This window comes from Alkalicella caledoniensis (assembly GCF_014467015.1).
Classification (GTDB): domain Bacteria; phylum Bacillota; class Proteinivoracia; order Proteinivoracales; family Proteinivoracaceae; genus Alkalicella; species Alkalicella caledoniensis.
This window is the reverse complement of sequence record NZ_CP058559.1, coordinates 3,346,047-3,370,090: the sequence shown is the minus strand read 5'-3', so window position 1 is coordinate 3,370,090 and position 24,044 is coordinate 3,346,047. Positions and strand designations below refer to the sequence as shown.

20 protein-coding genes, 5 tRNA genes, 1 other RNA gene and 1 other annotated feature are annotated in these 24,044 nt (G+C 35.6%); of the genes, 12 read left to right on the top strand and 14 right to left on the bottom strand.

The genetic code is table 11. The features are described 5' to 3' along the window. The first annotated feature begins 53 nt into the window (after positions 1–53). Positions 54–1,460, top strand: a complete 1,407-nt coding sequence (locus HYG86_RS16465) for a sodium:solute symporter family protein (RefSeq protein WP_213166645.1) — start codon at positions 54–56, stop codon at positions 1,458–1,460. A 550-nt stretch (positions 1,461–2,010) separates the two neighbouring features. Here HYG86_RS16465 and HYG86_RS16460 read toward each other — a convergent pair. Continuing rightward, positions 2,011–3,294, bottom strand: a complete 1,284-nt coding sequence (locus HYG86_RS16460) for an IS110 family RNA-guided transposase (RefSeq protein ID WP_213166644.1) — start codon at positions 3,292–3,294, stop codon at positions 2,011–2,013. Positions 3,295–3,848: 554 nt separating this feature from the next. Between HYG86_RS16460 and typA the strand changes: the two genes are divergently transcribed. The 7 genes from typA (at position 3,849) to HYG86_RS16425 (ending at position 11,378) form a co-directional block, all read left to right on the top strand. After that, a complete protein-coding gene (typA, locus tag HYG86_RS16455) occupies positions 3,849–5,675 on the top strand; it encodes a translational GTPase TypA (protein ID WP_213166643.1) in 1,827 nt (608 codons plus the stop codon). Continuing rightward, complete coding sequence (locus HYG86_RS16450) at positions 5,654–6,139, top strand: SprT family protein (protein ID WP_213166642.1); 486 nt, start codon at positions 5,654–5,656, stop codon at positions 6,137–6,139. Before typA ends, HYG86_RS16450 begins: the two co-directional genes overlap by 22 nt. Before the next feature lie 199 nt (positions 6,140–6,338). Then, positions 6,339–6,556 (top strand) — a binding site (T-box leader). A gap of 58 nt (positions 6,557–6,614) precedes the next feature. Then, positions 6,615–9,059 (top strand): leucine--tRNA ligase, encoded by a 2,445-nt coding sequence (gene leuS, locus HYG86_RS16445; RefSeq protein ID WP_213166641.1) that lies wholly within the window; start codon positions 6,615–6,617, stop codon positions 9,057–9,059. A gap of 133 nt (positions 9,060–9,192) precedes the next feature. Further along, on the top strand, positions 9,193–10,584 hold the full coding sequence (gene pdxR, locus HYG86_RS16440) for a MocR-like pyridoxine biosynthesis transcription factor PdxR (RefSeq protein ID WP_213166640.1): 1,392 nt from the start codon (positions 9,193–9,195) through the stop codon (positions 10,582–10,584). A 67-nt stretch (positions 10,585–10,651) separates the two neighbouring features. Continuing rightward, positions 10,652–11,143: a hypothetical protein gene (locus tag HYG86_RS16435; RefSeq protein ID WP_213166639.1), complete on the top strand. Its 492-nt coding sequence runs from the start codon at positions 10,652–10,654 to the stop codon at positions 11,141–11,143. Between the two features lie 72 nt (positions 11,144–11,215). After that, positions 11,216–11,292 (top strand) — tRNA-Pro (locus tag HYG86_RS16430). A gap of 9 nt (positions 11,293–11,301) precedes the next feature. Further along, positions 11,302–11,378, top strand: a tRNA-Thr gene (locus HYG86_RS16425). Between the two features lie 126 nt (positions 11,379–11,504). Here the strand turns inward: HYG86_RS16425 and HYG86_RS16420 are convergent. From HYG86_RS16420 to HYG86_RS16405, 4 genes are all read right to left on the bottom strand, one after another. Continuing rightward, entirely contained in the window at positions 11,505–11,708 is a 204-nt protein-coding gene (locus tag HYG86_RS16420) for a DUF6199 family natural product biosynthesis protein (RefSeq protein WP_213166638.1), read from the bottom strand. Positions 11,709–11,853: 145 nt separating this feature from the next. Continuing rightward, a complete protein-coding gene (gene ppcA, locus HYG86_RS16415; protein WP_213166637.1) occupies positions 11,854–13,317 on the bottom strand; it encodes a phosphoenolpyruvate carboxylase in 1,464 nt (487 codons plus the stop codon). A gap of 137 nt (positions 13,318–13,454) precedes the next feature. Next, on the bottom strand, positions 13,455–14,168 hold the full coding sequence (cuyB, locus tag HYG86_RS16410; protein ID WP_213166636.1) for a cysteate racemase: 714 nt from the start codon (positions 14,166–14,168) through the stop codon (positions 13,455–13,457). Positions 14,169–14,182: 14 nt separating this feature from the next. Beyond that, positions 14,183–15,382 carry a carboxylate--amine ligase gene (locus HYG86_RS16405; RefSeq protein WP_213166635.1) on the bottom strand — a complete coding sequence of 400 codons (1,200 nt, stop codon included), beginning with the start codon at positions 15,380–15,382 and terminating at the stop codon, positions 14,183–14,185. A gap of 142 nt (positions 15,383–15,524) precedes the next feature. Here HYG86_RS16405 and HYG86_RS16400 point away from each other — a divergent pair, with 142 nt between their 5' ends. Continuing rightward, positions 15,525–15,821, top strand: coding sequence for a DUF896 domain-containing protein (locus tag HYG86_RS16400; protein ID WP_213166634.1), 297 nt, complete (start codon positions 15,525–15,527; stop codon positions 15,819–15,821). 115 nt (positions 15,822–15,936) lie between these two features. Beyond that, complete coding sequence (locus tag HYG86_RS16395; RefSeq protein WP_213166633.1) at positions 15,937–16,899, top strand: uroporphyrinogen decarboxylase family protein; 963 nt, start codon at positions 15,937–15,939, stop codon at positions 16,897–16,899. A gap of 82 nt (positions 16,900–16,981) precedes the next feature. Here the strand turns inward: HYG86_RS16395 and HYG86_RS16390 are convergent, their stop codons facing one another. The 3 genes from HYG86_RS16390 to HYG86_RS16380 form a co-directional block, all read right to left on the bottom strand. Next, entirely contained in the window at positions 16,982–17,209 is a 228-nt protein-coding gene (locus HYG86_RS16390) for a hypothetical protein (protein ID WP_213166632.1), read from the bottom strand. 55 nt (positions 17,210–17,264) lie between these two features. After that, positions 17,265–18,278: a permease gene (locus HYG86_RS16385; protein ID WP_213166631.1), complete on the bottom strand. Its 1,014-nt coding sequence runs from the start codon at positions 18,276–18,278 to the stop codon at positions 17,265–17,267. A 100-nt stretch (positions 18,279–18,378) separates the two neighbouring features. Beyond that, positions 18,379–19,782 carry an MATE family efflux transporter gene (locus HYG86_RS16380; RefSeq protein ID WP_246451833.1) on the bottom strand — a complete coding sequence of 468 codons (1,404 nt, stop codon included), beginning with the start codon at positions 19,780–19,782 and terminating at the stop codon, positions 18,379–18,381. A gap of 175 nt (positions 19,783–19,957) precedes the next feature. Between HYG86_RS16380 and HYG86_RS16375 the strand changes: the two genes are divergently transcribed. Together HYG86_RS16375 and rnpB are read left to right on the top strand one after the other, a co-directional pair. After that, entirely contained in the window at positions 19,958–20,467 is a 510-nt protein-coding gene (locus HYG86_RS16375) for a ferritin (RefSeq protein WP_213166630.1), read from the top strand. 360 nt (positions 20,468–20,827) lie between these two features. Beyond that, an RNA gene (gene rnpB, locus HYG86_RS16370) (RNase P RNA component class A) lies at positions 20,828–21,191 on the top strand. A gap of 66 nt (positions 21,192–21,257) precedes the next feature. On the opposite strand, the gene HYG86_RS16365 is transcribed toward rnpB, so the two are convergent. From HYG86_RS16365 to HYG86_RS16340, 6 genes are all read right to left on the bottom strand, one after another. Then, positions 21,258–21,791 (bottom strand): hypothetical protein, encoded by a 534-nt coding sequence (locus HYG86_RS16365; protein ID WP_213166629.1) that lies wholly within the window; start codon positions 21,789–21,791, stop codon positions 21,258–21,260. 19 nt (positions 21,792–21,810) lie between these two features. Continuing rightward, a complete protein-coding gene (locus HYG86_RS16360; RefSeq protein WP_213166628.1) occupies positions 21,811–22,932 on the bottom strand; it encodes a Nif3-like dinuclear metal center hexameric protein in 1,122 nt (373 codons plus the stop codon). Next, entirely contained in the window at positions 22,901–23,614 is a 714-nt protein-coding gene (locus HYG86_RS16355) for a tRNA (adenine(22)-N(1))-methyltransferase (protein WP_213166627.1), read from the bottom strand. Before HYG86_RS16355 ends, HYG86_RS16360 begins: the two co-directional genes overlap by 32 nt. Positions 23,615–23,759: 145 nt before the next feature. After that, positions 23,760–23,834 (bottom strand) — tRNA-Glu (locus HYG86_RS16350). A gap of 8 nt (positions 23,835–23,842) precedes the next feature. Then, a tRNA-Ile gene (locus HYG86_RS16345) sits at positions 23,843–23,919 on the bottom strand. 4 nt (positions 23,920–23,923) lie between these two features. Next, positions 23,924–23,998: transfer RNA gene (locus tag HYG86_RS16340), tRNA-Asn, on the bottom strand. Between the last annotated feature and the right edge of the window lie 46 nt (positions 23,999–24,044).

Genomic DNA, 24,044 nt, shown 5'->3' with positions numbered 1-24,044 from the left:
ATCAATTAAAGTGCTAATATGTTAAAGTAAATATAATTTAGGGAGGTTTTTTTATGCTTACTTTACAAACAATAATGGTGGTTTACTTAGGACTTATGCTAATTATAGGTATATTTTTATCACGTAGAATCAAAAATGTTACTGATTTTTTCTTAGCGGGCCGTTCTTTGGGTGTTGTCCTTTGTACTGCAACTTTAGCTGCTACTCACCTAGGTGGAGGTTTTATACTAGGTAGTGGAGAGGCTGGATATTTGACTGGTATTTCAGGGGTGTGGTATGGTGCTTCAACGGGTCTTGGCCTACTTTTACTTGGATTATTATTCGCTTCAAAGTTTAGAGCTTTATCACTGACAACAGTTTCTGATTACCTTGAGGAAAGATATGGTGGTAAAACAATTAGGATATTAACTGCCCTTCTTTCATTGGTTGCCATAGTTGGCATCTTAGCAGCTCAAGTAAAGGCTGCTGAAGGGATTATGGTAATGTTAGGTTTTAATCCACGAATAAGCTCTATAGTGGTAACTTGTATCTTTATAGTTTATACTGCTATATCCGGTATGTGGGGAGTTACAGTTACGGATTTCATCCAGGTAATAATTGCTGGTGGTGGTATAGTTATTGCCTCAATATTGTCATTGGTTAAATTAGGAGGTTTTTCTGCCATAAGAAGTAGTGTGGAAATACCGGGATACTTTAGTGTTTCTTCCATTGGATATAGTTCAATAATATGGATTTTACTACCCACAGTTATGTATACCCTTATCGGACAGGACTTTTTACAAAGATTATTTTCATCTAAAAATGAAAAAACTGCTAGGACATCAGGTATTTTGTCGGGTACACTCCTTGTTGTAATAGCATTAGCCCCAGTAATTGCAGGAATGGCAGCCCAAGTTAAATTCCCATATCTTGATAATCCTAGGGCAGCTATCCCAACCTTGGTAACAGAGATTTTCCCACCGATGGTAGGTGGAATTGTTTTAGCAGCCATAATGGCAGCTGTCATGTCCACTGCAGATTCTTTGCTTTGTGCAGGGTCATCACATTTGATTAATGACCTGTATTTAAAAACAGGGAAAAAAGTGAAGTATGAAGGAAAAAAACTCCTTGCCTTAACAGTTTTTTCAACAGTTGTTTTAGGATTTTTATCACTGATGGTTGCCATGTCTTTGCCCTCTATTATAACTGCTTTAATCTATGCATACACAATGTTTACTGCTGGTGTTTTTGTGCCCGTTGTTATGGGGCTTCTATGGTCAAAGGGAACTAAGTTTGCAGCCCTTAGCTCCATGATAGTTGGTTCCTCTATGGCCCTATTAGGTGTTACCAATGTACTCTCATTTGGTATCGTTCCCGTTGAAATAGGAGCATCTGTGGTTTCTTTAATTATTTATGTTGTAATAACCTTTTTTACTGGATACCAATCGAATAACTTATTATCTAACAAAAAAATGGCATAAGCCATTTTTTTGTATCAGACTGATGACAAATTCATTTTTTTAGAAATGTCGCATATTAAAGCGTCGCTAAAGCTCCTCTATATGGAACCCTAGGATCCCTTAGAAGATCACCCTCCCTATAGTAACTTAATTTTTCTTCTAATTTCTCTTGATTGCTTAGTTTTTTAACATCTATAAAAACTACTAAAGAAACAGAACTGGATAAAGGGTTGCATTTTATGCCCCTAGTGGAGTTTATGGGGTCAGCAAATAAAGCGTCATTAGACTTTATTAGCAGTATCCCCCACTTTACACCATGGCGACGAACCTCCCATATCTACCAGGGTCATGCCCTAAATTCCTTCGTCCCGCCTATCCATGTTATGGGTGTCTATTTTCTCCTAGGCCGAGTCATGCTCTTACGGTGATCTATCGACTACCTGCTGTTTCTTTAGTAATACTGACATATTTTATTAAATAAGATTAGGCGTATTGTACGGACGCTTTTCCTAACCTTACTGTGATAATGACAAAATCTATAATTATAAACAACTAGATTCTAAACCATTTCCTATGCAACAGCTATTAATTCAGGTCTTTTTATATCGCTGACAAGTTTTTCAGGATCATATTTTTTATTCTTAGTTAGTAATGCATATAACACCCTGATTAACTTACAACTTATAGCTGTTATGGACTGAATTTTCTTTAATGGATTGTTTTTTCTAGTTGTGTAATACTCGTGAACTGAACGAAATTCTTCATTATTGCTTACAAGTGAAATGGCTGCTTGGAATAGCACACATCTTAACCTTTTCCTTCCTCGCTTGCTTATGGAAGTCTTTCCCTTATGCTTACCGGAACTACTCTCAGTTATGGCAAGCCCAGCTAATTTTTGTATTTGTTTCGGAGAATCAAACCTTCTTATGTCTCCAACTTCCGCTATGAAGTTAGCTATAGTAGATAATCCTATCCCCTTAATCTCCATTACTTTTTGAACTTCAGGGATCTGATCACATAACCCTTGGAGCTTCACCATCACAAGTTCTAATTGTCTGGCTTTACTACGATAATCTTCAATGAGCATGTTTAGCTCAAATCTTGCTGCCTCTAATCCTTCCGTTACTCCTATGCTTCTCTTGGCAGCTTGATATAAGATAACTGCCTTATTCATACCAGAGGATTTTAACTTTCTATCTCTCCACAACTTGTTAACACCTTCAGCACCTAACTCTAGAACATCTTTAGGAAGTGGGCAATTTTCTAAAACAACCAGGCTTCCAATACCGTCAAAAGATGCAAATGCATCTTTGTACTCCGGAAAATATATTTTCAACCATCGTTCTACTCGATTCTTAATCTGATTGATTTCTTTCACAATACGTTCTTTTGTGAAAGTAGCAATCCTTAACTCAGCATATATACCCTCAGGTACATTGGGCTCATTAAACCTTCCTTCAATAACAAGTTTTGCTATCGTCTTAGGATCTTTAGAATCTGTTTTAGAAGGATGATTATCGTCAAGTTCTTTGCTCCTCTTAACATGCAAAGGGTTAACAAAAACCAGTTGCACTTTGTTATTTTTTAGGCTTTCCGAAAGACCTAACCAATAGTGACCAGTAGGTTCGGCACCTACTAATACCTCCGACTTCCTGGTCCCTTTTTTAAGGTCCTCTATCCACTCATATAAATTACAAAATCCTTCTTCGCTGTTTGAGAATTTAAATACCTTACCTAGTTCTATCCCACGCCAGTCAAAAGCCCTGGCATAATGTAACTCACTTGCTATGTCTATCCCTATTACAATTGTTTCTTCCTTAACTTGATTAATCTTCTGATTTTGGTTAGAATTCATTTATAGACCTCCAATAAAATGATTTTATTTCACTAGCTAGGTGATAACTTCATTTTAATGCGAGGTTTTATTTATTGCAAAGCTCAAATTTTCTTCACTACAGGAATCTCCCTATAGTAACTCCTGAAAACGGCAGGGGTGAACCCCTACAACCCCAAAAACCATAGAGAAAATCACTCTATGGTTTTTTGTGCAAAATTCTACGTCGAGACTTAAGGCTTCTATCTAAACTCCAGAAGGGCCCTGACAGTATGAAAGCACTAGCGGGCTTTTGAATGTCAGGATGGTACAAGACCATCCCCTACAAAACTTAAGTCTATCTCCTCGAATTAATTGTACTGCTTTTTAATATACACATCTAGGGTCAATGACTTTGTCTGAGGTTTGTCTATAAGCTGTAACAAAAAAATGGCATAAGCCATTTTTTTGATTATGATTTAATAAAAAGTGAACAATAATAGTAGAACGTATTTTTAGAATTTTATTTGCAAAAGATGTAAAATAAGATATAATTGAGTTCGTTGCATTTTTATATAGAAGGGAAGAAACAAAAGTTGAATAATAACGTTATAAGAAAAGATATTCGAAACGTAGCTATAGTAGCTCACGTTGACCACGGTAAAACAACCCTAGTTGACGGTCTACTAAGACAAAGTGGTGTTTTTAGGGAAAACCAACATGTTGAAGAAAGAGTAATGGACTCCAACTCTTTAGAAAAAGAGCGTGGGATAACAATATTAGCAAAAAATACATCTATTATTTATAAAGATGTAAAAATTAATATAGTTGATACCCCGGGTCATGCTGATTTCGGCGGTGAGGTTGAGCGTACACTTAAGATGGTTGACAACATTTTGCTTGTGGTGGATGCTTTTGAAGGTCCTATGCCTCAGACGAAGTTTGTTCTAAAAAAAGCATTGGAATTAAACCTAAAGCCAATAGTAGTTGTTAACAAGGCTGACAGACCAGATGCTAGACCACAAGATGTTGTAGATGAGGTCTTAGATTTGTTCATCAGCTTAAACGCAGATGAAGATCAGTTGGAGTTTCCAGTTATTTATTGTTCTGCTGTTCAAGGCTGGGCTTCATTGACTCCTGGCGAAAAAGGTGAAAATCTTGAACCTCTTTTCGATCTACTGATAGATACTGTGTATCCTCCAGTTGGTAACGAAGAGCCCCTACAACTTATGGTAACCTCTATAGAGTACAATGAGTTTGTAGGTAGGATTGCAGTAGGTAAACTAGTTAATGGTATTATCCGTCAAGGGCAACCTGTTACAGTTCATTCTCCCGAAGGTTTTACAACTCAAAAAATTGGAAAACTTTATACCTATCGTGGTTTAAACAAAGTGGAGATTACTGAAGGAAAGTATGGAGATATATATGCAGTTAGTGGTATCGATCCTATTAACATCGGTGAAACCATCTGCGATATTGAAAATCCACAGCCCCTCCCATTTGTTAAAATAGATGAGCCCACAATTGCAATGAATTTCATCGTGAATAACTCCCCTTTTGCGGGTCTCGAAGGTAAGTATGTTACATCAAGGCACCTAAGGGATAGATTGATGAAAGAACTGGAGACTAATGTTAGTTTGAGGGTAGAAGAAACAGACCAAACTGACAGCTTTGAAGTTAGGGGACGTGGAGAGCTTCATCTTTCAATTCTAATTGAAACAATGAGACGTGAAGGCTACGAATTCCAGGTAAGTAAACCCCAAGTAATATTCAAAAATATTGATGGTGTAAAGCATGAACCAATTGAACGTGTTACAATAGATGTTCCCCAAGAATTTAGTGGTACAGTTATTGAAAAACTTGGTATAAGAAAAGGTATCTTAGTTGATATGACCAATATTTCATCTGATCATACAAGATTAGAGCTTCTAGTTCCAGCTAGAGGTCTTATTGGCTACCGTTCTGAAATGCTAACAGACACCAAGGGTAACGGTATACTAAGCCATATTTTCGAAGGCTATGAACCATTTAAAGGGGAAATCAACTACCGTAGCCGTGGTTCTTTAGTTGCTTCTGATCCTGGTGATGCTTCACCTTATGGTCTGTCCCAGGCACAAGCCCGTGGTAGAATGTTCATACCTTCTCAAACTAAAGTTTACGTGGGTATGATCGTAGGTGAAAATGCTAAAACAAATGATATTGATGTAAATGTTTGTAAACGCAAGCAGGTAACTAACATGAGAGCTAGTGGGTCAGATGATGCCATTTCACTAACCCCACACACTCAACTTAGTTTAGAGCAAGCTCTTGAGTTTATCAATGACGATGAATTAGTTGAAATCACACCTAAAAACATAAGACTTCGTAAGAAACAACTAGATAGTAAACAAAGGTTAAGGGAATGGAAAAACAACAAGAATTAATTTCTTTTTCAGGGGAAGATTTACAAAATCTAGTGCAAAAAATTTCCCGTGATTTTTTTGAAGGCCTACCCTATATCAAAACTACTTTCAAGCATAGTGCATATTTCAACAACAGGTTGCGCACTACAGCAGGAAGGTATTTCATAAACCAAGGCAATATAGAGCTAAATCCTAAGTATTATGAAAAATATGGTTTAGAGGGTTTAATTTCTACCATTAAGCATGAACTTGCGCACTATCACTTGCATCAGATGGGTCTTCCTTATAAGCATAGGGATAAAGAATTCATAGCTCTAGTTAAGATAGTAAATGCTCCAATGCATGCAAAACCCATGAGACAGTATAAGTACGTGTATACCTGTTCTACTTGTGGAGTCTCGTTCCACAGAATGAAAAAAATTAACACAAATAAATACAGGTGTGGTAAGTGTAAAGGTACGATTACATTAAAAGAGACAGTCTGAGATGACTGTCTCTTTGAGTTAGTTAAATTATTTTAGACTTCCCCCCTCCCTCTCTACTTGTATATATTATAGTATAAATGATAATACTAAAATTGTAGATTTTCACCTCTTATATATAATCTTGGATAAATATTATTAAATTTTATTTTTTTTCTTGACTTCCGTATTGTTGTTCTATATAATTCATTATTAAATAAAGATAAATTCTTTGATGGGGATTAGTATTTTTACTGTTTGTCACAGAGAGCCCTTGTTTGGTGTAAAAGGGTACAAAAAGTAACTTGAACTCACCCCTGAGAATAAAGTCTGAACCCCCAAGTAGGATTTTACGGTTCACCACCGTTAAATGGTTTCAAGTGGGATATATTACATATCCAATTAGAGTGGTACCACGGAAATTAACCTTTCGTCTCTATTTATGAGATGAGAGGTTTTTTATATTTAAAATCAAACTTTTTAAAAGGAGTGTTTAGAAATGGCTAATTATTCTGTTAAGACAGACGAGAAATGGCAAAAGAGATGGGATGAAACTAAACTTTATAAGTTTAATAAAGAAAATGTTGATAAAAAACTATACTGTCTTGAAATGTTTTCTTACCCATCAGGTAGTAAACTTCATGTAGGCCATTGGTATAACTATGGTCTTACTGATTCTTGGGCAAGGTTTAAAGGCATGCAAGGATATGAAGTATTCGAGCCCATGGGCTTTGATGCCTTCGGTTTGCCAGCTGAGAATTATGCTATAAAAACAGGAATTCATCCCTATGATTCCACAATGGAAAACATCCGCACAATGGAAGAGCAGCTTAAGAAAATGGGTGCTATGTTTGATTGGGACTATGAGGTTATAACCTGTAATACAGATTATTATAAATGGACACAGTGGTTATTTGTTAAGCTATATGAAAAAGGGCTAGCATATAGAAAAGAAGCACCTGTCAACTGGTGCCCAGATTGCAATACTGTTTTGGCTAACGAGCAAGTTCTTGATGGATTATGTGAACGTTGTAGTTCTGAGGTTACTAAAAAGAACTTAACACAATGGTTTTTCAAAATAACGGAGTATGCAGATGAACTTTTAGAAAAATTAGATGGATTAGATTGGCCAGAAAAAACCAAATTAATGCAAAAAAACTGGATTGGAAAATCCACTGGTGCACAAATAACCTTTGATATTAAGAATCATAGTGATAAGGTGGAAGTATTTACAACTAGGCCAGATACATTATTTGGCGTAACCTACGTTGTCCTTGCTCCGGAAAGTCCCCTTGTTGAAAAATTGACTTTACCTGAATATAAAGAAGCCGTTATTAACTATCAAGAAAAAACAAAAAAACTTAAAGAGATAGATAGATTATCTACTACCAATGAAAAAACTGGCGTTTTTACAGGTAGTTACGCAATAAATCCAGTAAACGGCAAAGAGGTACCAATTTGGATAGCGGATTATGTACTATTTTCTTATGGCACTGGCTCCGTAATGGCTGTTCCAGGGCATGATGAAAGGGATTTTCAATTTGCCAGCAAATACAATTTACCAATTGATAGGGTTATAGCTGGATATACGGATAATGACCAGCTTCCATATACTGGCCCAGGTAAATTAGTAAATAGTGGGGAATTTGATGGCCTTGATTGGGAACAAGGCAAAAAGCAAATAGTAGAAAGTTTATCTTCTAGACAAAAGGCTGAAAATAAAGTAAATTACCGTTTAAGAGACTGGCTTGTATCACGTCAGAGGTATTGGGGTGCACCTATCCCTATCATTTACTGTGATAACTGTGGTACCGTTCCGGTGCCAGAAGATCAACTTCCCGTGGAGCTACCTTACGATGTAGATTTTGCCCCCGACGGCAAGTCACCTTTGGCCAAGCACGAAGGTTTTATCAATACTATATGTCCCAAATGTGGAGCTAAGGCCAAAAGGGAATCTGATACCTTAGATACTTTCGTTGATTCAAGCTGGTATTTCTTAAGGTATCCTGATAATAAAAATGTGAACGAACCCTTTGACAAAGAGTGGCTAAGTAAGATGGGTCCTGTGGATAAATACGTTGGTGGACCTGAGCATGCTTGTATGCATTTGCTTTATGCTAGATTCATCAACAAAGCTTTACGTGACATGGGCTATATTACCTTTGATGAGCCTTTTACTTCATTGGTCCACCAAGGTATAATACTAGGACCTGATGGAAACCGAATGAGTAAGTCTAAGGGTAATGTTATTTCACCCGATGAGTACATTCAAAACCACGGATCAGATGTTTTTAGACTTTATCTAATGTTTGGATTTGCTTACACCGAGGGTGGTCCATGGAGCGATGATGGAATGAAGGCTATTGTACGTTTTGTAGACAGGCTTGAAAGGTTTATCGAAACATTCACTGAGACCGAACACGGTCCTTCCACAAATGAAATTGGCAAAGATGAAAAAGAACTAAACTTCATTTTAAACAACGCTATAAAGTCAATTACTCAAGATGCTGATAAATTCCAGTTCAATACATCTATAGCCAGAATGATGGAACTATTAAATGGGTTGTATCAATATCATTCCAATGTCTCCACTGCCAACATGGCTTTTGTAAAGGAAACCTTAAAGAAGTTTGTTACAATTTTAGCTCCCTTTGCTCCACACTTTAGTGAAGAAATGTGGGAAAGATTAGGCTTTGAATACTCTGTTTTCAAAGAAGCTTGGCCAAAGTTTGATGAAGCAGCTCTAGTAAAAGACACCATAGAACTAGCTGTTCAGATTAATGGCAAAGTAAGGGGTAAAATCGAAGTGGATTCACAGATGGACGAAAAAGCCATTGAAAAATTTGCTTTAGAAGATGAAAAAGTGCAAGGTTATATTGAAGGTAAATCCATACGCAAGGTTATTGTTATCAAAAGTAGGATTGTTAATATTGTAGTTGGTTAGTGACAAGGAGCTGTCAAGCTCCTTGTTTTTTCTATTTTGAAGGGTATGTTTAAAAGGTGATTTTGCCCTTGCAAGATAGCACCATATGTTGTATTCTAACTGTATCCATACAATATAATACGGGAGTGTTTTTATGAATGTATTTCATGTGCAATTTACAAACAGCGAATCTAAGTATAAACAGTTAACAGATCATATTAAAAGTTTAATTGTAAAAGGTTCCCTACCCCATCATTATAAGCTGCCTTCCATTAGGAAATTGTCTACCTTTTTAAATGTAAATAATGTAACAATTGTTAATTGCTACAAAACCTTAGAACAAGATGGTTACGCCTATACAATCCATGGTAGCGGAACTTTTGTAATTGCAGATAATAACCTTATAGATACCAATGAAGGATACTCTGAGAGCACCGTATTTGGTGATGTAAAGTATGATTTCATCACTTCCTCACCTTCACCCACCTTCTTTCCAGTTAAAGCCTTTAAGGGCCTTTTAAATGACGTTTTAGAGAGAGATGGGGGTTTTGCTTTTAATTATCAAGAAGCAGGGGGATATTTACCCCTCAGGCAAAGTCTTCGTGAGTTATTAAAGGGGTACAAAATCAATGTACCCCATCAATATGTTCATATAATTTCAGGTGGGCAGCAAGGTTTAGATATAATTGCTAAAACCCTTTTATCTGAAGGTGATTTTGTTTTTACTGAAGAGCCCTGTTATCCTGGTGCAATGGCTACCTTCTCTTCCCGTGGTGCTAAAACGGTTGGTATCCCCGTTCGCAATAAAGGCATGGATTTGCAAATCCTTGAGGACAGGTTGAAAAAGTTTAATCCAAAGTTTATATATGTAATGCCTGATTTCCAAAGTCCAACGGGCTATCAGTATGATTTAGCCCATCGAAGAAAGCTATTAGACCTTGCTTCTAAGTACAATACACTTATAGTTGAAGACGATCATTTTTCAGATTTAAACTATTCAATTAACAAAATCCCTCCCCTTAAAGCTTTAGATACTGAAAATATAGTAATCTATATAAAGTCTTTTTCAAAGGTTTTTATGCCCGGGTTAAGGCTAGCCCTTTTAGTAGCTCCACCAATCTTTAACACACCTTTAATTGAGGCTAAACAGTTCTCAGACATCTCCACTTCTGGCTTTTTACAAAGGGCCTTTGATCTTTATCTAAGAAAAGATCTGTGGCAAGAGCATGTTAATAAAGTAAAAAAGGTTTATCAATCCAGATGTTTAACCACAATATCTGCCCTTGAGAAAAGATTACCTTCATCTGTAATGTTTACAAAACCAACTGGTGGTTTGTGTGTATGGATACAGCTTCCTCCCCATATTTGCGCTGATGATATAGCAAATTTGGCCAAACAACATGGTGTTGGAATCCTCCCCGGTGATGATTTTTTTATTGATAGGAAACAAAACTTTTTTAGATTAAGTTTCACCACCATGGCTGAAAAAGATATCGAAGCAGGAATAGAAATATTAGCTAGCATCATCAAAGGAACATTGAAATAGAGGAATTTTTAATGTGCTGCAGAATATCTTAAATATGTACTTATATAATAATAACGGAGGGATCTACATGGGAAATTTATCGGGTAGGGTTGGCGGTCAGATTATGGGTTACAGTATTGAATGTAGCATCAGTTCAACTACCATTGAAGGAAGAATAGGTGGAGCTATCCAGGGCAAGAGTGTTAGACTTAAGTATACAGACAGTACCCTTAAGGGTAGGATAGGTGGAATGATTATAGGAAACGATGTAGACCTTGCCTATTCTTCAAACTCTTTATCTGGTAGAATTGGTGGTGAAGTTATAGGAGATGATATATCAATCTCTGGAGAAAGGCATATTACTGGTAGGGTCGGTGGGCAATTTATAGGTTTTAGTGTTAATTTAACTTCAGAGGCAGGATATTTAAGTGGTCGTTTGGGTGGTGATGTAATTGGCTCTGATGTTTCAATAAACTATACTGGCACTTTTCCTGCAATTTTAGCTGCAGCACTAAGCATTATTACTTATCATTGTTACTTAGAAAGTAGACGCAGATCAAGCTCAAACAGCAGTGGATAAATTATTTTTAAAAAAAATAAAAAATGTATTGACATATTCTCGATTTTATCGTAAAATAAATCTTGTGGTTGACGGGGCGTAGCGCAGCTTGGTAGCGCATCTGGTTTGGGACCAGAGGGTCGAAGGTTCAAATCCTTTCGCCCCGACCATAAATATTTGCCGACGTAGCTCAGTTGGCCAGAGCAGCTGACTTGTAATCAGCAGGTCGCGGGTTCGAATCCCATCGTCGGCTCCAACTAAAATTTAAGTGGCTTAATAGCCACTTTTTTTTATTTTATTACAACAAATAATAAAACTCCTAGGGAAAATTTCCCACTAGGAGTTTTATTATTTGCATCTTGTTATTAAATATATATTTTTGTTAGACTATACTAGCAAAAGGGACAAATACGAACCAGATAACACAGAGAATTATTGCCGCACTTACCCTACTTAACAATAACTCTTCCCCGTTTGGCTCAAAGCTTTTGTATCTCCATCCTTCTAAAATAAACCATCCTATCTTAGGCCTTAGAATTATGGCAAACAACCCTATAGTAACTGATAGAACTAATGCTATACCCACGTCAACTCCCCCTTAACACTTATTCTTATATTTTCTACTTATATTAGACTATAAAACTGTTATAAAGTTTCAATGAAAATATTAACAAATTATTAAATAAGAAAAATTGATCCCCTTTTAGTTGAAAACTTAAGGGGATCAATTTTTATCCTAAAAAGCTTCTTATTTTTGCAGCCTGTAGAATTAATTCCTGTAATCCTTCAGTATTATCCTTTGAAAAATCAGTTATTATCTGGTCTGTTATTAGTTTGTGTTCTTCATCAACGTCATAGTTTTCTAAAATAATACTTAGTTTTTCCAGTACTCCTTTAGGTAAATATGGACTTTGGGGATTTAAAAATTTTACTGCATCCCTTAGATCTTCTTTAAAACTAGGGTAGAATTGGTTAATAAAGTTCAAGTCCTCTAAAGATAATACACTAATACCTAGCACTTCAGGAGGCACTCCCAATGAATAGAGGGAAGCACAAAATGTTATAGCCCTTGGTAGCTTCAGTTCGCCTTTTTTTCTTGAGTAGCCAAACAGTCCAATATGAAGCTTCCTCTTCCTTCTTCTTGGTATAAATTTAGAAAACGAGTTGATAGTTGTAGCAAGGTCTATGACGTCCCTGCCATAGCTTACGGCACATTTCTCAATAATATCCATTGATTTTTGTTCGTCGATTTCAATTGCCTTCCCAGTTTTAAATGCATTTATGAAATCTATCCCGTCCTTTACGTCCTTTAAAGGGTAATCATACTTAAATGCCGATTGAATTGTGAAAGTATGGACACTTGGAAATTCTTCAGTAACTCGCTTTACACTATAAGGTGTCAACCCTCCCCTAAAGGGTGCAGACCCAACCCCTATTATAGGAAATAAATCAACACCGATTTTTTTAGCTAATCTATCTATTTTCCATAGGGCAATCTTATTTAGTAAAACTGCACCAATAAATCCATAGTTCATTGCAGGATCAGATCTCGCTAAAAAAACCCTTTGATTAGTTATTTTTTTGTCCTTGAGGTATTCTTCCAATATATTGTCACACTCTAGCATGGAATCTTTATCTTCAAATAGGGGTATTACATTCACTGTCTTAGGCTTAAATTCTCCAACCCAATCTTTAATATTCTTTTTACCATCAAAAACAAAAGTTGAATTTTCTTTACCAATGACAAAGTCTCTATAATAATAATAAATACTATTTATTTCCTCTACACTAGAGGTCATAGGGAGTATTACCTCGTAAATGGGGGGTTTATCTTCTTTATAAAAAATCTTCGCAATATCAAAGGACCTTGGTATACTTTCAAGGGTCTCAAGTAGAATTTTTCCCTCTGCCTTCTCCAGTTGTGGGTTAGGAACCCTTAGTGTTAAGAACAGTTCTTCACCTAATGTTTTCTTTTTAAAAAGATAAGGGTAACTAGTTAAAAGCTTTTTTATGACGTAATTGTCAATTTCCTTTCCTTCACAATCCCACATCTGTTCACCACACCCTAAATGGGAATATACATAGTATGCCTCTTTTACTTCATCTTCTCCTTTGAGCTCTCCATTTTCACAAAAAAAAGGAGTATTTACATTATCCGGATGTTGCGTACTCATACACTTTGGGATTTTTTTCATAGTTCTCCCCCTTTAAAAATGTTTATATCTAGTATATGAACAAAAAAATTCTTTTGTGATTATAATAATGAAACTATGAAATTTTGCTATAATTTTAATCCTAACAAAAAAAACATGGATCCTTTGCCATCCATGTTTTACTTAGTTTCTTTAATTTTTTTGTTAGCAAATTTTAGCACACTTTCCACTAGAACCTCCAATGGGTCAATAAACCCCCCTTGTATGGATAAAAAATCTTTTGCCACAGAAAGCTCTGTACAGCCTAAAATAATAAGATATTGCCTTTCTAGGTCTAAAAAGAAATCAGAATATCTGCTTAGATTTTTGAGATTACCCCTTTTTACAGTATCAATAATCTCAGATGTGATATTTTGATTAATATAATCTGGCACATTTAACTTTAGATCATATTTTATAAAAGTATCCTTATATACATTCCCAAAAATGGTACCTTTTGTGGCTAAAAGCAGAATATTTTTTGTAGGTCTATTTTTCTTTATATGTTTTGCAGTTTCTTCAATCATATTCAAAAAAGGTATACTGATATGTTTTATCACGTCATTATAGAAGAAGTGTGAAGTATTGCAGGGCATGGCTATATAAGTTGCTCCTATATGCTCAAGCTTTTTAGCACACTCCACAAGTTTTTCCACGGGGCTAGGTCCATTATTCAATATATACTGAGTTCTATCGGGAGTTGAGGCTAAACTAGATATAAATATATCTAAATGATCCTGATCAATCCTTGCGTCTGTTTTGTTTATTATCTTCTGGTAAAATTCAGCCGTTGCCAATGGTCCCATACCACCTAAAATACCAAGTATTTCATTTAAATTTTCTTTTTTTTTCATATACTCCCCCCTTACTATCTACTGAATCTTTTGTAGATAAATTTCTTAATTTTTTCTAAAACAAAATATATGCCAGGCAATGGATCATCGAAAGCCCAAATAGCTTCCACTTTTTTATATAACAATGACTTAATTACATTTGGTAAAGTAAGCTGTTTTTTTCTTAGATACCCACGGATTGCAGAAATATCTTCATAGCAAGACCAAAAATGAATTTCAGTGTCCTCTCTAATAAATTCAGTACCAATTTTCTCATTGTTAAGGTCTTTAAACATAATAAGTGGCGTGTTTATACCTAATTTCTCAAGTAGTATATGAAAATTAGTTGTTCTTACATTTACTTCAATTAGATAAAAACGGCCATCCCTTGCATTTTTTTTAAACTCAATTTCTGCAAACCCTCTGTAGTCGATATCTAATAAAAATCTAGACCCTATTTCAACTAATTCAGGTACATACCTTTGCTTAATATAAGTAGATGCCCCAAAGTTTATAGGAAACTGTCTTTGTTTTTGAAAGGTAGCCCAGTGGGTCATTTCACCATTCTTATCAATATAGCAATCAAACGTATACATCTGGTCGTCGAACCCTTTAATCAATTGCTGGATGAAAACTTCCATTTTTTTTTCATTGGCTTTACTTAGACCGTTTATTATGTCATCTCTATTGTTAGCTATAAACATCTTTTCTTTGAATACAGCAACGAACTTATGTGAATTGACTGGTTTTATAAGGCACGGAAAACCTATCTCTCGTTCAACTTTATCTAATGTTTCAGTTATGTTGTCTTGGGAATTAGGTTCTATTACTTTGGGGATTTGAACATTATTTTGGTTAGCTAGAACACTTAAAAGGTCTTTATCCATTAATTTTGTATATAAGCCTTTTTTAATTGGAGGAAGTAAATAATACTCTCTTAGTTCATCTAAAAATCTATCAACAAACTCCACGTAAGGATCTGTAGTGGGTATCAATAGTGGCTTAGCATCTTGCCTTTTGGCATACTGAACTAACTGTTCGAAAGCTTTCTGCGGATTTTCCTTAACATTGATTATATCTATTCTTTCGTCAATATATTTAGTATGTAATCCATACTTTACTTTGCTATTATTTTCAATGGCTGCAACGACCCATATATTATTTCTCCCTAGGCATCTTGCAGCACCTAATCCTATGTAGTAGTTAACTCGGAATATTACTGCTTTTTTTACCATTTCCTCTTCATTCCTCCAATTGCATCTAGTCGATTATTATATTATAACAATATTTTTCCTGTTAACTTAATGTTTTCAAAATACTCACTTTTTCTTTTTTCCTATTTTAGGTTATAATATTAATTAATCAGGAGGTGTTTATTTGTTAACTAAAGATAAAATTGATAGAATTAATTATTTAGCTAGAAAAAAGAAAGAACAAGGCCTCACACCAGGAGAGGAGCGAGAACAGCATAGTTTGAGACAAGAATATCTTGGTGCAGTACGGGGGCAAGTGAGATCTACCCTTGATAGGACAAAGTTTGTTAATGAAGAAGGCAACGAGATTTTAGTAAAACATAGTTACAAGCATAAAAATTGTGGTTGCGGGTGTAACGGCCATTCCCAAAATAAAAACCATACACACCACGATGATTGTGGGTGTGACCATGTACACTAGAGAAAAGTGGTATTCTACTTTTCTCTTTTTCACTTAAAAGTATATATAATTAGTATAACTTTTTTTTGCAAATGTATAAATTTCTCATACAATCTAATTTTTTGGAGGTCTTTTAATGAATCTTTACGAGTATTGTTCAAACAGTGAAAGACCATTGAAAATGGTTTTAGGAAGCTTCCCTGGAATAAAACTAAATAATTTCACTTTCAAAGAAACCTATACAGACCCTTATAAAATGAGTAAAGTAGCTCTAGATTTTGACTCATTGTTTAAACTTGACTTCATTAGAACCATTACAGACTTAGTTTTCGAGTGCGAAATTTTAGGGGTATATACTAACTTTCCACCAATGTCCCACCCTTTTATTTCCCGCCCCATAGTTAACTCCAATTTAGATATTGCAAAAGTCAGATATAAGTTAGATAAAAGCCAAAGATTTTTCATATATAAAGAAGCGTACAGGCAAGTTAAAGAACAGACTGATACTCCTTTGGTTGCTTCAATTACTGGGCCTTTAACCATATTAGCATCCCTTACTTCACAAGATTACTTTCGTTATCTCATGAAAAATAACGATATTGACAATATAAAGCTGTTACTTGAAATTATCACAAATCTCAGTCTAGATTTAGTTAGTCAATTAAATACCATTAAACCACATTGTCTTATGGTTTCGGATCCTGTGGCTTCATTTCTAACTCCCAGTCAGTTTAATAACTTCCTACTCCCTGCCCTTAATCAGATATTTAATCAATTTAAAGACATGACAATTCTACATATTTGTGGAGATATAAACTCAATTCTTAATAATGTATTTATGGTCAAAGCCCAAGGAATTTCCGTGGACGAAACCCTTAATATAGAAAATGTACTAACACATGCCCCTGCAGAAAAGGTTATTCTAGGCAACATTTCTCCCATAAGCACAATGTTAAATAAGCAACCCTTTGATGTTGAATTGGAAGCAAAAGAACTTTTAAAGCACACGAAGCAATATAGCAATTTCATACCTGCTACAGGGTGCACATTACCATACAAAACCCCTATGGAAAACATAAAATCCTTCATTGATGCCTAGTATTTTTGTTTATTATTACTTCTTAAAAAGAAGAATATAGTTAAAGGATATCCATTTGTCCTTTAACTATATTCTTCAAACATTAAAGCCTCTTATTTGTCTGTTGATTCTCACAAGAATAAAACTTTGCAACTAAATAGCATATGATGGGAACCATACCTGTTATCAAGCCAATTGAAGTAATTATACTTGTCACTTCACTGGAGGTCGGGAGCTTTAAAGCTGCTGAAATCCCTGTATAAGCTAAGAATAAGACTAGTAAACTTGATAGGAATAGTAAGGTAAAAAATGGATTTTTAGTAATCTTCATACTTAATCACTCCTTTATTGTATTATACACTAATTGGCCTTATTTTTAAATTATTCTAATGATTATGTTTCCTGTTTTCCTTAAGAAGAGCAAATATAAGTACAAAAACAAATAATATCCCCCACACTGTACCATCATGGCCACTTGTATTGGTTAAGTTTATGGATACCTCTAAATCGGGCTTTACCATCCCAAAAATACTGGCGCCCAGTATTGAAATACTCGGAACAATAAAAGCGTATAACAGCATAGCTTTGCTTCCAAATGCCTTGTTCAGTAAGAACAATTGGCCTGTATTTGTAGCAGGGCCTGTTATTAAGAATACAATAGCTATACCTGGCAATGCACCTTGGCTTAATAAAGAAGCAACAAAGGGGATTGCCCCCACATTGCACACAAACATAAATACACCAACAAAAGCTGTTAATGGATAAGCAATTATTCCAGAGAACCCTAGAGCAGATTTAATTATATCTTCTGGAATTATAACCATCATCACTCCAGCCACTAAAAATCCATAGACTAAAGCAGGTGCCAGCTCCACTGCCAATGTGTTAAATGACCACTTAAATCCATTTAGCAAGCTACTTTTATGTTTATCATGGGAGCCATTATTACAGCAACCACATTTCTTTTTTTCCGATATGTATTGAACAGGAGCTACAGTTTTATTTGCAACAATACCCAAGATTAGTGCCGCTCCAATGACTGTTAGTAAGTACCCCATTGTTACAGGATAACCAAGGGTTGTAAGAGCTAAACCAAAAGCTGCGGGATTGACTGCAGGTGCGGAAACACAAAGTGCCAGGGCAGGGCCTACTGCCACACCTTTCTTATGTAGCGCTACGGCCACAGGTATAATTCCACAACTACAAACAGGTAAGAGTACTCCTAATCCACTTGCCCAAAATATAGGGAAGATACCTCTACCACCAAGGATTTTCTGCAAAAATCTTTGGGGTATAAATTGATGAATAATTCCAGCTATGATCAATCCTATCAAAAACCAAAATGCCGTTTCCTTCATGAGGCTCCAAGTTACAAAAGATATATCTATAATTTTACTCATACTAACTTCCTCTCTTCAAATGTTTTGTACATTTTATTAATAGAAAGAGAGAATTATGTATAGGGCCTATACTTTCCTGTAAATTAAAAAGACTTCAAGCTTAGCTAGCTTGGAGTCTTTCAGTTCTGTCTGGGTCGTTATTCTCTTCAATAATTTTTTTCTGCCATCCTTTATTCAAGTAAAATGCATATCCCACAATGCAAGTTATAAGATTACTTACTACCATGGAATACCATACTGTTTTCTCTCCATAGGAAGTAAACTTAGCAAAATACCAAATCAGTGGTAGCCTTATGGCCCATAGTCTTCCAGCAGTTATTAACATGACCCATGTTGTCTTCCCTGCCCCTTGAAATGTCCCAATAAATGACTGGAAAATTCCCATCAAAGGAATAGTAATGGAAATGAGCTTTAAGTAGTATACACCTTGTTCTAAAACCACAGGATCTTCAGTAAAAATTCCTACCACATATGGTGCAGCTGAAAAAATAATCAAACCACCAAACATCAATATACTACAAGAAATCATAATACTGCTACGAAAAGCTTCCTTAACCCTTTTCATATTATCAGCACCAATGTTTTGTCCTATAACCATGGCAAGAGCTGATCCTATGCCCATGGCAGGCATAAGGACCAAAGAGTTGATTTTGTTACCAATGCCAAATGCCGTGATTGTACTATCACCATATGCAAGGATAAAAGCATTGAGGAACATAAACCCTAGCCCTTCCATGGATTGACCTAATGATGACGGAAGCCCTACTTTTATGATACTCTTCATTACTGGTATGTTTAGCTTAAGGTCACTGAGTTTTAACGGCATTAGTTTCTCTTTAAAGAAGAGAATGTACACACCGTATACAGCGATTATTGCTCTACTAATTACTGTGGCCCATGCAGCACCAGCAACACCAAGGCCAAGACCAAGCCCACCATAACCATCTAAGATAAATATTGGATCTAAAATCATGTTACTGAAAACTGATATACCACTTAGTATCATTGGGGTTAGTGTATCTCCTTGACCTTGCTTCACACATTGATAAGCAAAAAACACAAACATTGTAGGCATACCAGTAAAAACTATTCTTAAATAAGTATTGGCATGTGTAAACATTGCTCCTTCAGCTCCTAATAGCCTTAGAATCGTTGGAGAAAATACGTTGCCAACTACTGCTAAAACAAGGGAAAAAACAAATGAAAATGCGACTATTTGACCTGCCACCTTCTTGGCATCCTTTGTGTTATCTGCCCCTATATACTGGGATATAATTGCGGTTCCTGCTATGTTCATACCTATACCAAAAGACATCATTACAAATACTATGGGCCAGACAAAAACTGTCGCCGCAAATTCCTCTGTGCCTAGCTTTCCAACCCAATAAGCATCTGTTAATTGATAAAGTGTTTGAATAAGATTACCTAGCATGATAGGCAAGGACAATTTAAACAAAACTTTAGATATATTGCCATTGAGTATTAAATCTCTATTTTTATTCATAAAAATTCCCCCTCTTGTTACACTAAATATTATAGCATTTTTACGGGCAATATATAATAGGGTTTTAAATTAAATTTTTGTTAACTAATGTTCCGTTTGACGGAACTGTTGGGTTAAATTGACAATCTTTTCTTTTGAATAATGATATATCACATCTTCTAAAGGAGGACTATTTATGCTCTCAGAAAAACTATTAAATGAATTGAACTTGCAAATTAAACACGAATTAGCTTCTGCTAACTATTACTTAGCTATGGCTGCACACTGCGCCTCTGAGGATTTAGGTGGCTTTGCACATTTCTTTATGATTCAAGGCGATGAAGAGAGATTCCATGCCATGAAATTCTACAATTTCATAAATGATTTAGGTGGCAAAGTGAAAATTTACGGTTTTGAAGATCCAAGAAATGACTTTCAATCCCTTGAGGAAGTTTTTACAGCAGCACTAAAGCACGAGCAGTTTGTTACAGGTAGAATACATACCCTATTAGATCTTGCTAACCAAGAAAAGCACTATCCAACCATTAGCTTCCTACAATGGTTTGTTGATGAACAAGTTGAAGAAGAAGCTAGTATGAACCAAATCCTTAGCAAAATCAAAAGGCTAGGTGAAGACAACCCAGGTATCTATATGCTAGATGATGAGCTTGCAAAAAGAACCTTCACACCACCTGCAGCAGAATAGTTTCTAACACCGGTTGTTGTAAGCAGCTGGTGTTTTATCTTTTTAATAAGTAAAATACTAAAACTTAAAATAACAACAGAACAACTTTTACGAAAATCATACTGAATGATACTAAATAGCAAATATTACATTTGCAAAATTAGTATAAAAATCACATACTAGTTGGACAGTAGTTTCTTATTCACATTGACATTTATCTTAGATAAGCCGTTACTATTACAAACGATCTCTTTAGTAACTGTATTATTTATAAACAGTGTACGGTTTTATTCTTATTACTAAAAGATTATCCAAATTTTTCAATTGACTTTAGTTCATATTCTTTATATAATATAACTCTAGTAAGTTAATAAACGATTTTGAGTAAATGGGATAGTCGCGGATACAAGTACCGAAAGGTCGTATCTGAGGAAAGTCCGAGCTCCATAGGGCAGGGTGCTGGGTAATACCCAGTGAGGGCAACCTCAAGGAAAGTGCCACAGAAATAAACCGCCTAATTTATTAGGTAAGGATGGAAAGGTGCGGTAAGAGCGCACCAGCAGTTAGGCGACTAACTGGCTAGGTAAACCCCATCTGGAGCAAGACCAAGTAGGAGGGAATATAGGAGCTGCCCGCTCTCCCTCGGGTAAGGTCGCATGAGGTGTTAGGTAACTAACATCCTAGATAGATGACTATCACTTTCTATTGGAAAGTACAGAACTCGGCTTATAAGTTTACTCATAATCGATTAATATTAAAAAAAGTGGCTATTAGCCACTTTTTTTTGCTTACATATAAACTCAAAATCATACTACTTGATTGCTAATTTCCCTTTTGTACCCGTGGACCAAGCAACGAAGTTATATGGAAAAGATCCTATGTTCTCGTTAAAAACTTGGACTTTCTTGTTAAATTCATTAAAAATAGAAGTATCTAATTGTTTAATTTCTTCAACCTTAGATACGTATCTGTGGTCATGGCCAATCTCTTCGATTCTACTAGACTCATCTAAGAGCTGAATAAAGTACATCTCTAACTTAAGCACTTCAGCAAGTTGATCCAATGGTTTATCCCCAATTCTTTCAAACACAAGAAAAACGTCCCCAATATCTCCATCAAAAGAAATTTTTCTGTCAATATCTAGCTCTCTAATGGTATCTAATAACTTGTGCTGTAAGTTTATCCTTTTATTTAAAATAGTGTTAACATCAGGTACTATCATATTAAACTCTGATTCCCATTTAACTATCTGAGAGTATGTAAATATGTAGCTAAATCCTACTGATATAAGGAATACAAGTAGCAGTAAGGGCGCTATTGATAACCTCTTTTTTTCTAACTGCATTTTTCTCCCCCCATTGATCTTAAAGCTGCTTTGATACTATTTTATATGGACATGTGTTTATATTTGTAACAAATGTCTCAGTCCCTTTAATCTCCCCGTCAAGATACCTTTTTAGCTCTTCTAATACAGGCACCTCTGTGTAATAATGTCCAGCATCGATTACCGTTAACCCTAGATCTACAGCCATCTGACCTTTATGGTAGTCAACATCCCCTGTTATTAAAGCCTGGCATCCATTGTACTTAGCTAGGTGAATTACAGAACTACCACTTCCCCCACAAATAGCTATTTTTTTAATATTTTCCGCAGTCCCAAAAACCTTAACAGCTTCACAACCAAGCCTGTCTATAATATGTTTTGCTAACCCTTCTGAAGTCATGGATCTTTCTAATACAAGAATTTGTCCTAATCCTATAGATTCACTTTCATTTACTAAAGGAAGAACGTCATAAGCTACTTCCTCATAAGGGTGCGCTTTTTTCATTGCACTTACAACCCTATTTATAATCTTTTCAGGAACTATCGATTCTAGTTTAACCTCGTCTACATACTGCATCTCACTAACATTACCTATGTACGGATTAGCACCATCCAGTGGGGTAAACGTACCTGTACCCTTTGTTTGAAAGGTACAGTGACTATAATTACCTACATGACCAGCCCCCGCCTTTGTAATTGAGTCTAAAACTTTCTCTACATCCCCCTGTGGTACATAAATAGCTAATTTGTAGTATTTCTCATCAATGGTTGGCTGTAAAATTTTAATGTTGAGACCATTATCTAGTTCTAGCTTCTTTCTTAGAGCTTCATTTACACCTATTTTAGAAACGTCTAAGTTTGTGTGACATGCATAAATGTTAATTTCCGCTCTGATGGCCTTTGTAAGGAGTCTACCATGTACGTTGTCCATTCTAACATTTTTAAGCCCCTTAAATATGAATGGGTGGTGAGTAATTATCATTTCACAACCTAGGGAAATAGCTTCCTCTAAAACATCTTCAGTTAAATCTAGTGCAATTAACACTTTGCTTATTTCAGAGGTAAAATCCCCTACTAAAAGCCCATTATTATCATCAGGATAAAATGCATATGACCTCGGAGCCACTCTTTCAATAATCTGTACTATTTCTTGTACCTTCAATCTCCCCTAGAACCTCCTTCAATAACGCATTGTCCCTCTCGAAAACACTAATTTTTCCATCTGTCTTATTGCTGTTTTTTAAGTTTAAAATTATTCTCTCATTTTTCAAAACTTGTTTATTAATATACTCAACGAACAATTTATTATTCTTTTGTAATAAAACCGGGCCAAGTCTCAGTTCCTTATATGTATATTCTGTCTTTTCACCCATTTTTACTGCCTTTAAAATCTCATAAAATCTATTCTCTTCTTTCGCTATTTTCTCATCTATTATAGTAAATCCCCTTTTGACCAAGAATTCTCTAACAAGAATTACATCTGTCATAGGCTGTAAAATTAGCTTTGAGTTCAATATTAGTGATAAACTGTTTTCTAAAATTGATATAATTGTTTCTCCACCCATTCCCGCAATTACTACTGTGTCAATGTCATCAGAGGAGCTTAGAACCTGTAGTCCATTGCCTAATCTCAAACTAACCTTGTCTAATACCCCAAAAGTTGCCAAAGTCTCTTTAGCGGCATTTAAGGGGCCTTCATTTACATCACTAGCTATGCACCTTTGAGCTATACGATTTTCAATCAAATAAAGGGGTATATATCCATGATCTGTTCCTACATCTATTACCTTAGCCCCTGGGTCTACTAATTCTACAATTACCGATAAGCGGGGTGTTAGTTTCATTAAATTCCTCCTATTCAATAATATCATTTTTATAATATCATATACTCATATTTCACAGCAAATGAAATAGGTAAAAAAATACTTAACATTATACTTTGCTGTAATATAAAAAAAACACACTTTAGTGTGTTTTTTACGCAGTTAATGGTGACCCCTAGGGGAATCGAACCCCTGATACCGCCGTGAAAGGGCGGTGTCTTAACCGCTTGACCAAGGGGCCAAGATAAATGGTGGGCCCACCTGGACTCGAACCAGGGACCAACCGGTTATGAGCCGGTTGCTCTAACCAACTGAGCTATGGGCCCGCTATGGCTCCTCAGGTAGGATTTGAACCTACGACCTACCGGTTAACAGCCGGTTGCTCCACCACTGAGCTACTGAGGAATATTAGCGACATTTATTATTATAACCTATTTGTTTTTTTAAGTCA

Coding starts and splice junctions, on each gene's coding strand:
- HYG86_RS16465 (WP_213166645.1), top strand. CDS start 54: ATGCTTACTTTACAAACAATAATGGTGGTTTACTTAGGACTTATGCTA.
- HYG86_RS16460 (WP_213166644.1), bottom strand. CDS start 3,294: ATGAATTCTAACCAAAATCAGAAGATTAATCAAGTTAAGGAAGAAACA.
- HYG86_RS16450 (WP_213166642.1), top strand. CDS start 5,654: ATGGAAAAACAACAAGAATTAATTTCTTTTTCAGGGGAAGATTTACAA.
- leuS (WP_213166641.1), top strand. CDS start 6,615: ATGGCTAATTATTCTGTTAAGACAGACGAGAAATGGCAAAAGAGATGG.
- pdxR (WP_213166640.1), top strand. CDS start 9,193: ATGAATGTATTTCATGTGCAATTTACAAACAGCGAATCTAAGTATAAA.
- HYG86_RS16435 (WP_213166639.1), top strand. CDS start 10,652: ATGGGAAATTTATCGGGTAGGGTTGGCGGTCAGATTATGGGTTACAGT.
- ppcA (WP_213166637.1), bottom strand. CDS start 13,317: ATGAAAAAAATCCCAAAGTGTATGAGTACGCAACATCCGGATAATGTA.
- cuyB (WP_213166636.1), bottom strand. CDS start 14,168: ATGAAAAAAAAAGAAAATTTAAATGAAATACTTGGTATTTTAGGTGGT.
- HYG86_RS16405 (WP_213166635.1), bottom strand. CDS start 15,382: ATGGTAAAAAAAGCAGTAATATTCCGAGTTAACTACTACATAGGATTA.
- HYG86_RS16395 (WP_213166633.1), top strand. CDS start 15,937: ATGAATCTTTACGAGTATTGTTCAAACAGTGAAAGACCATTGAAAATG.
- HYG86_RS16390 (WP_213166632.1), bottom strand. CDS start 17,209: ATGAAGATTACTAAAAATCCATTTTTTACCTTACTATTCCTATCAAGT.
- HYG86_RS16385 (WP_213166631.1), bottom strand. CDS start 18,278: ATGAGTAAAATTATAGATATATCTTTTGTAACTTGGAGCCTCATGAAG.
- HYG86_RS16380 (WP_246451833.1), bottom strand. CDS start 19,782: ATGAATAAAAATAGAGATTTAATACTCAATGGCAATATATCTAAAGTT.
- HYG86_RS16375 (WP_213166630.1), top strand. CDS start 19,958: ATGCTCTCAGAAAAACTATTAAATGAATTGAACTTGCAAATTAAACAC.
- HYG86_RS16365 (WP_213166629.1), bottom strand. CDS start 21,791: ATGCAGTTAGAAAAAAAGAGGTTATCAATAGCGCCCTTACTGCTACTT.
- HYG86_RS16355 (WP_213166627.1), bottom strand. CDS start 23,614: ATGAAACTAACACCCCGCTTATCGGTAATTGTAGAATTAGTAGACCCA.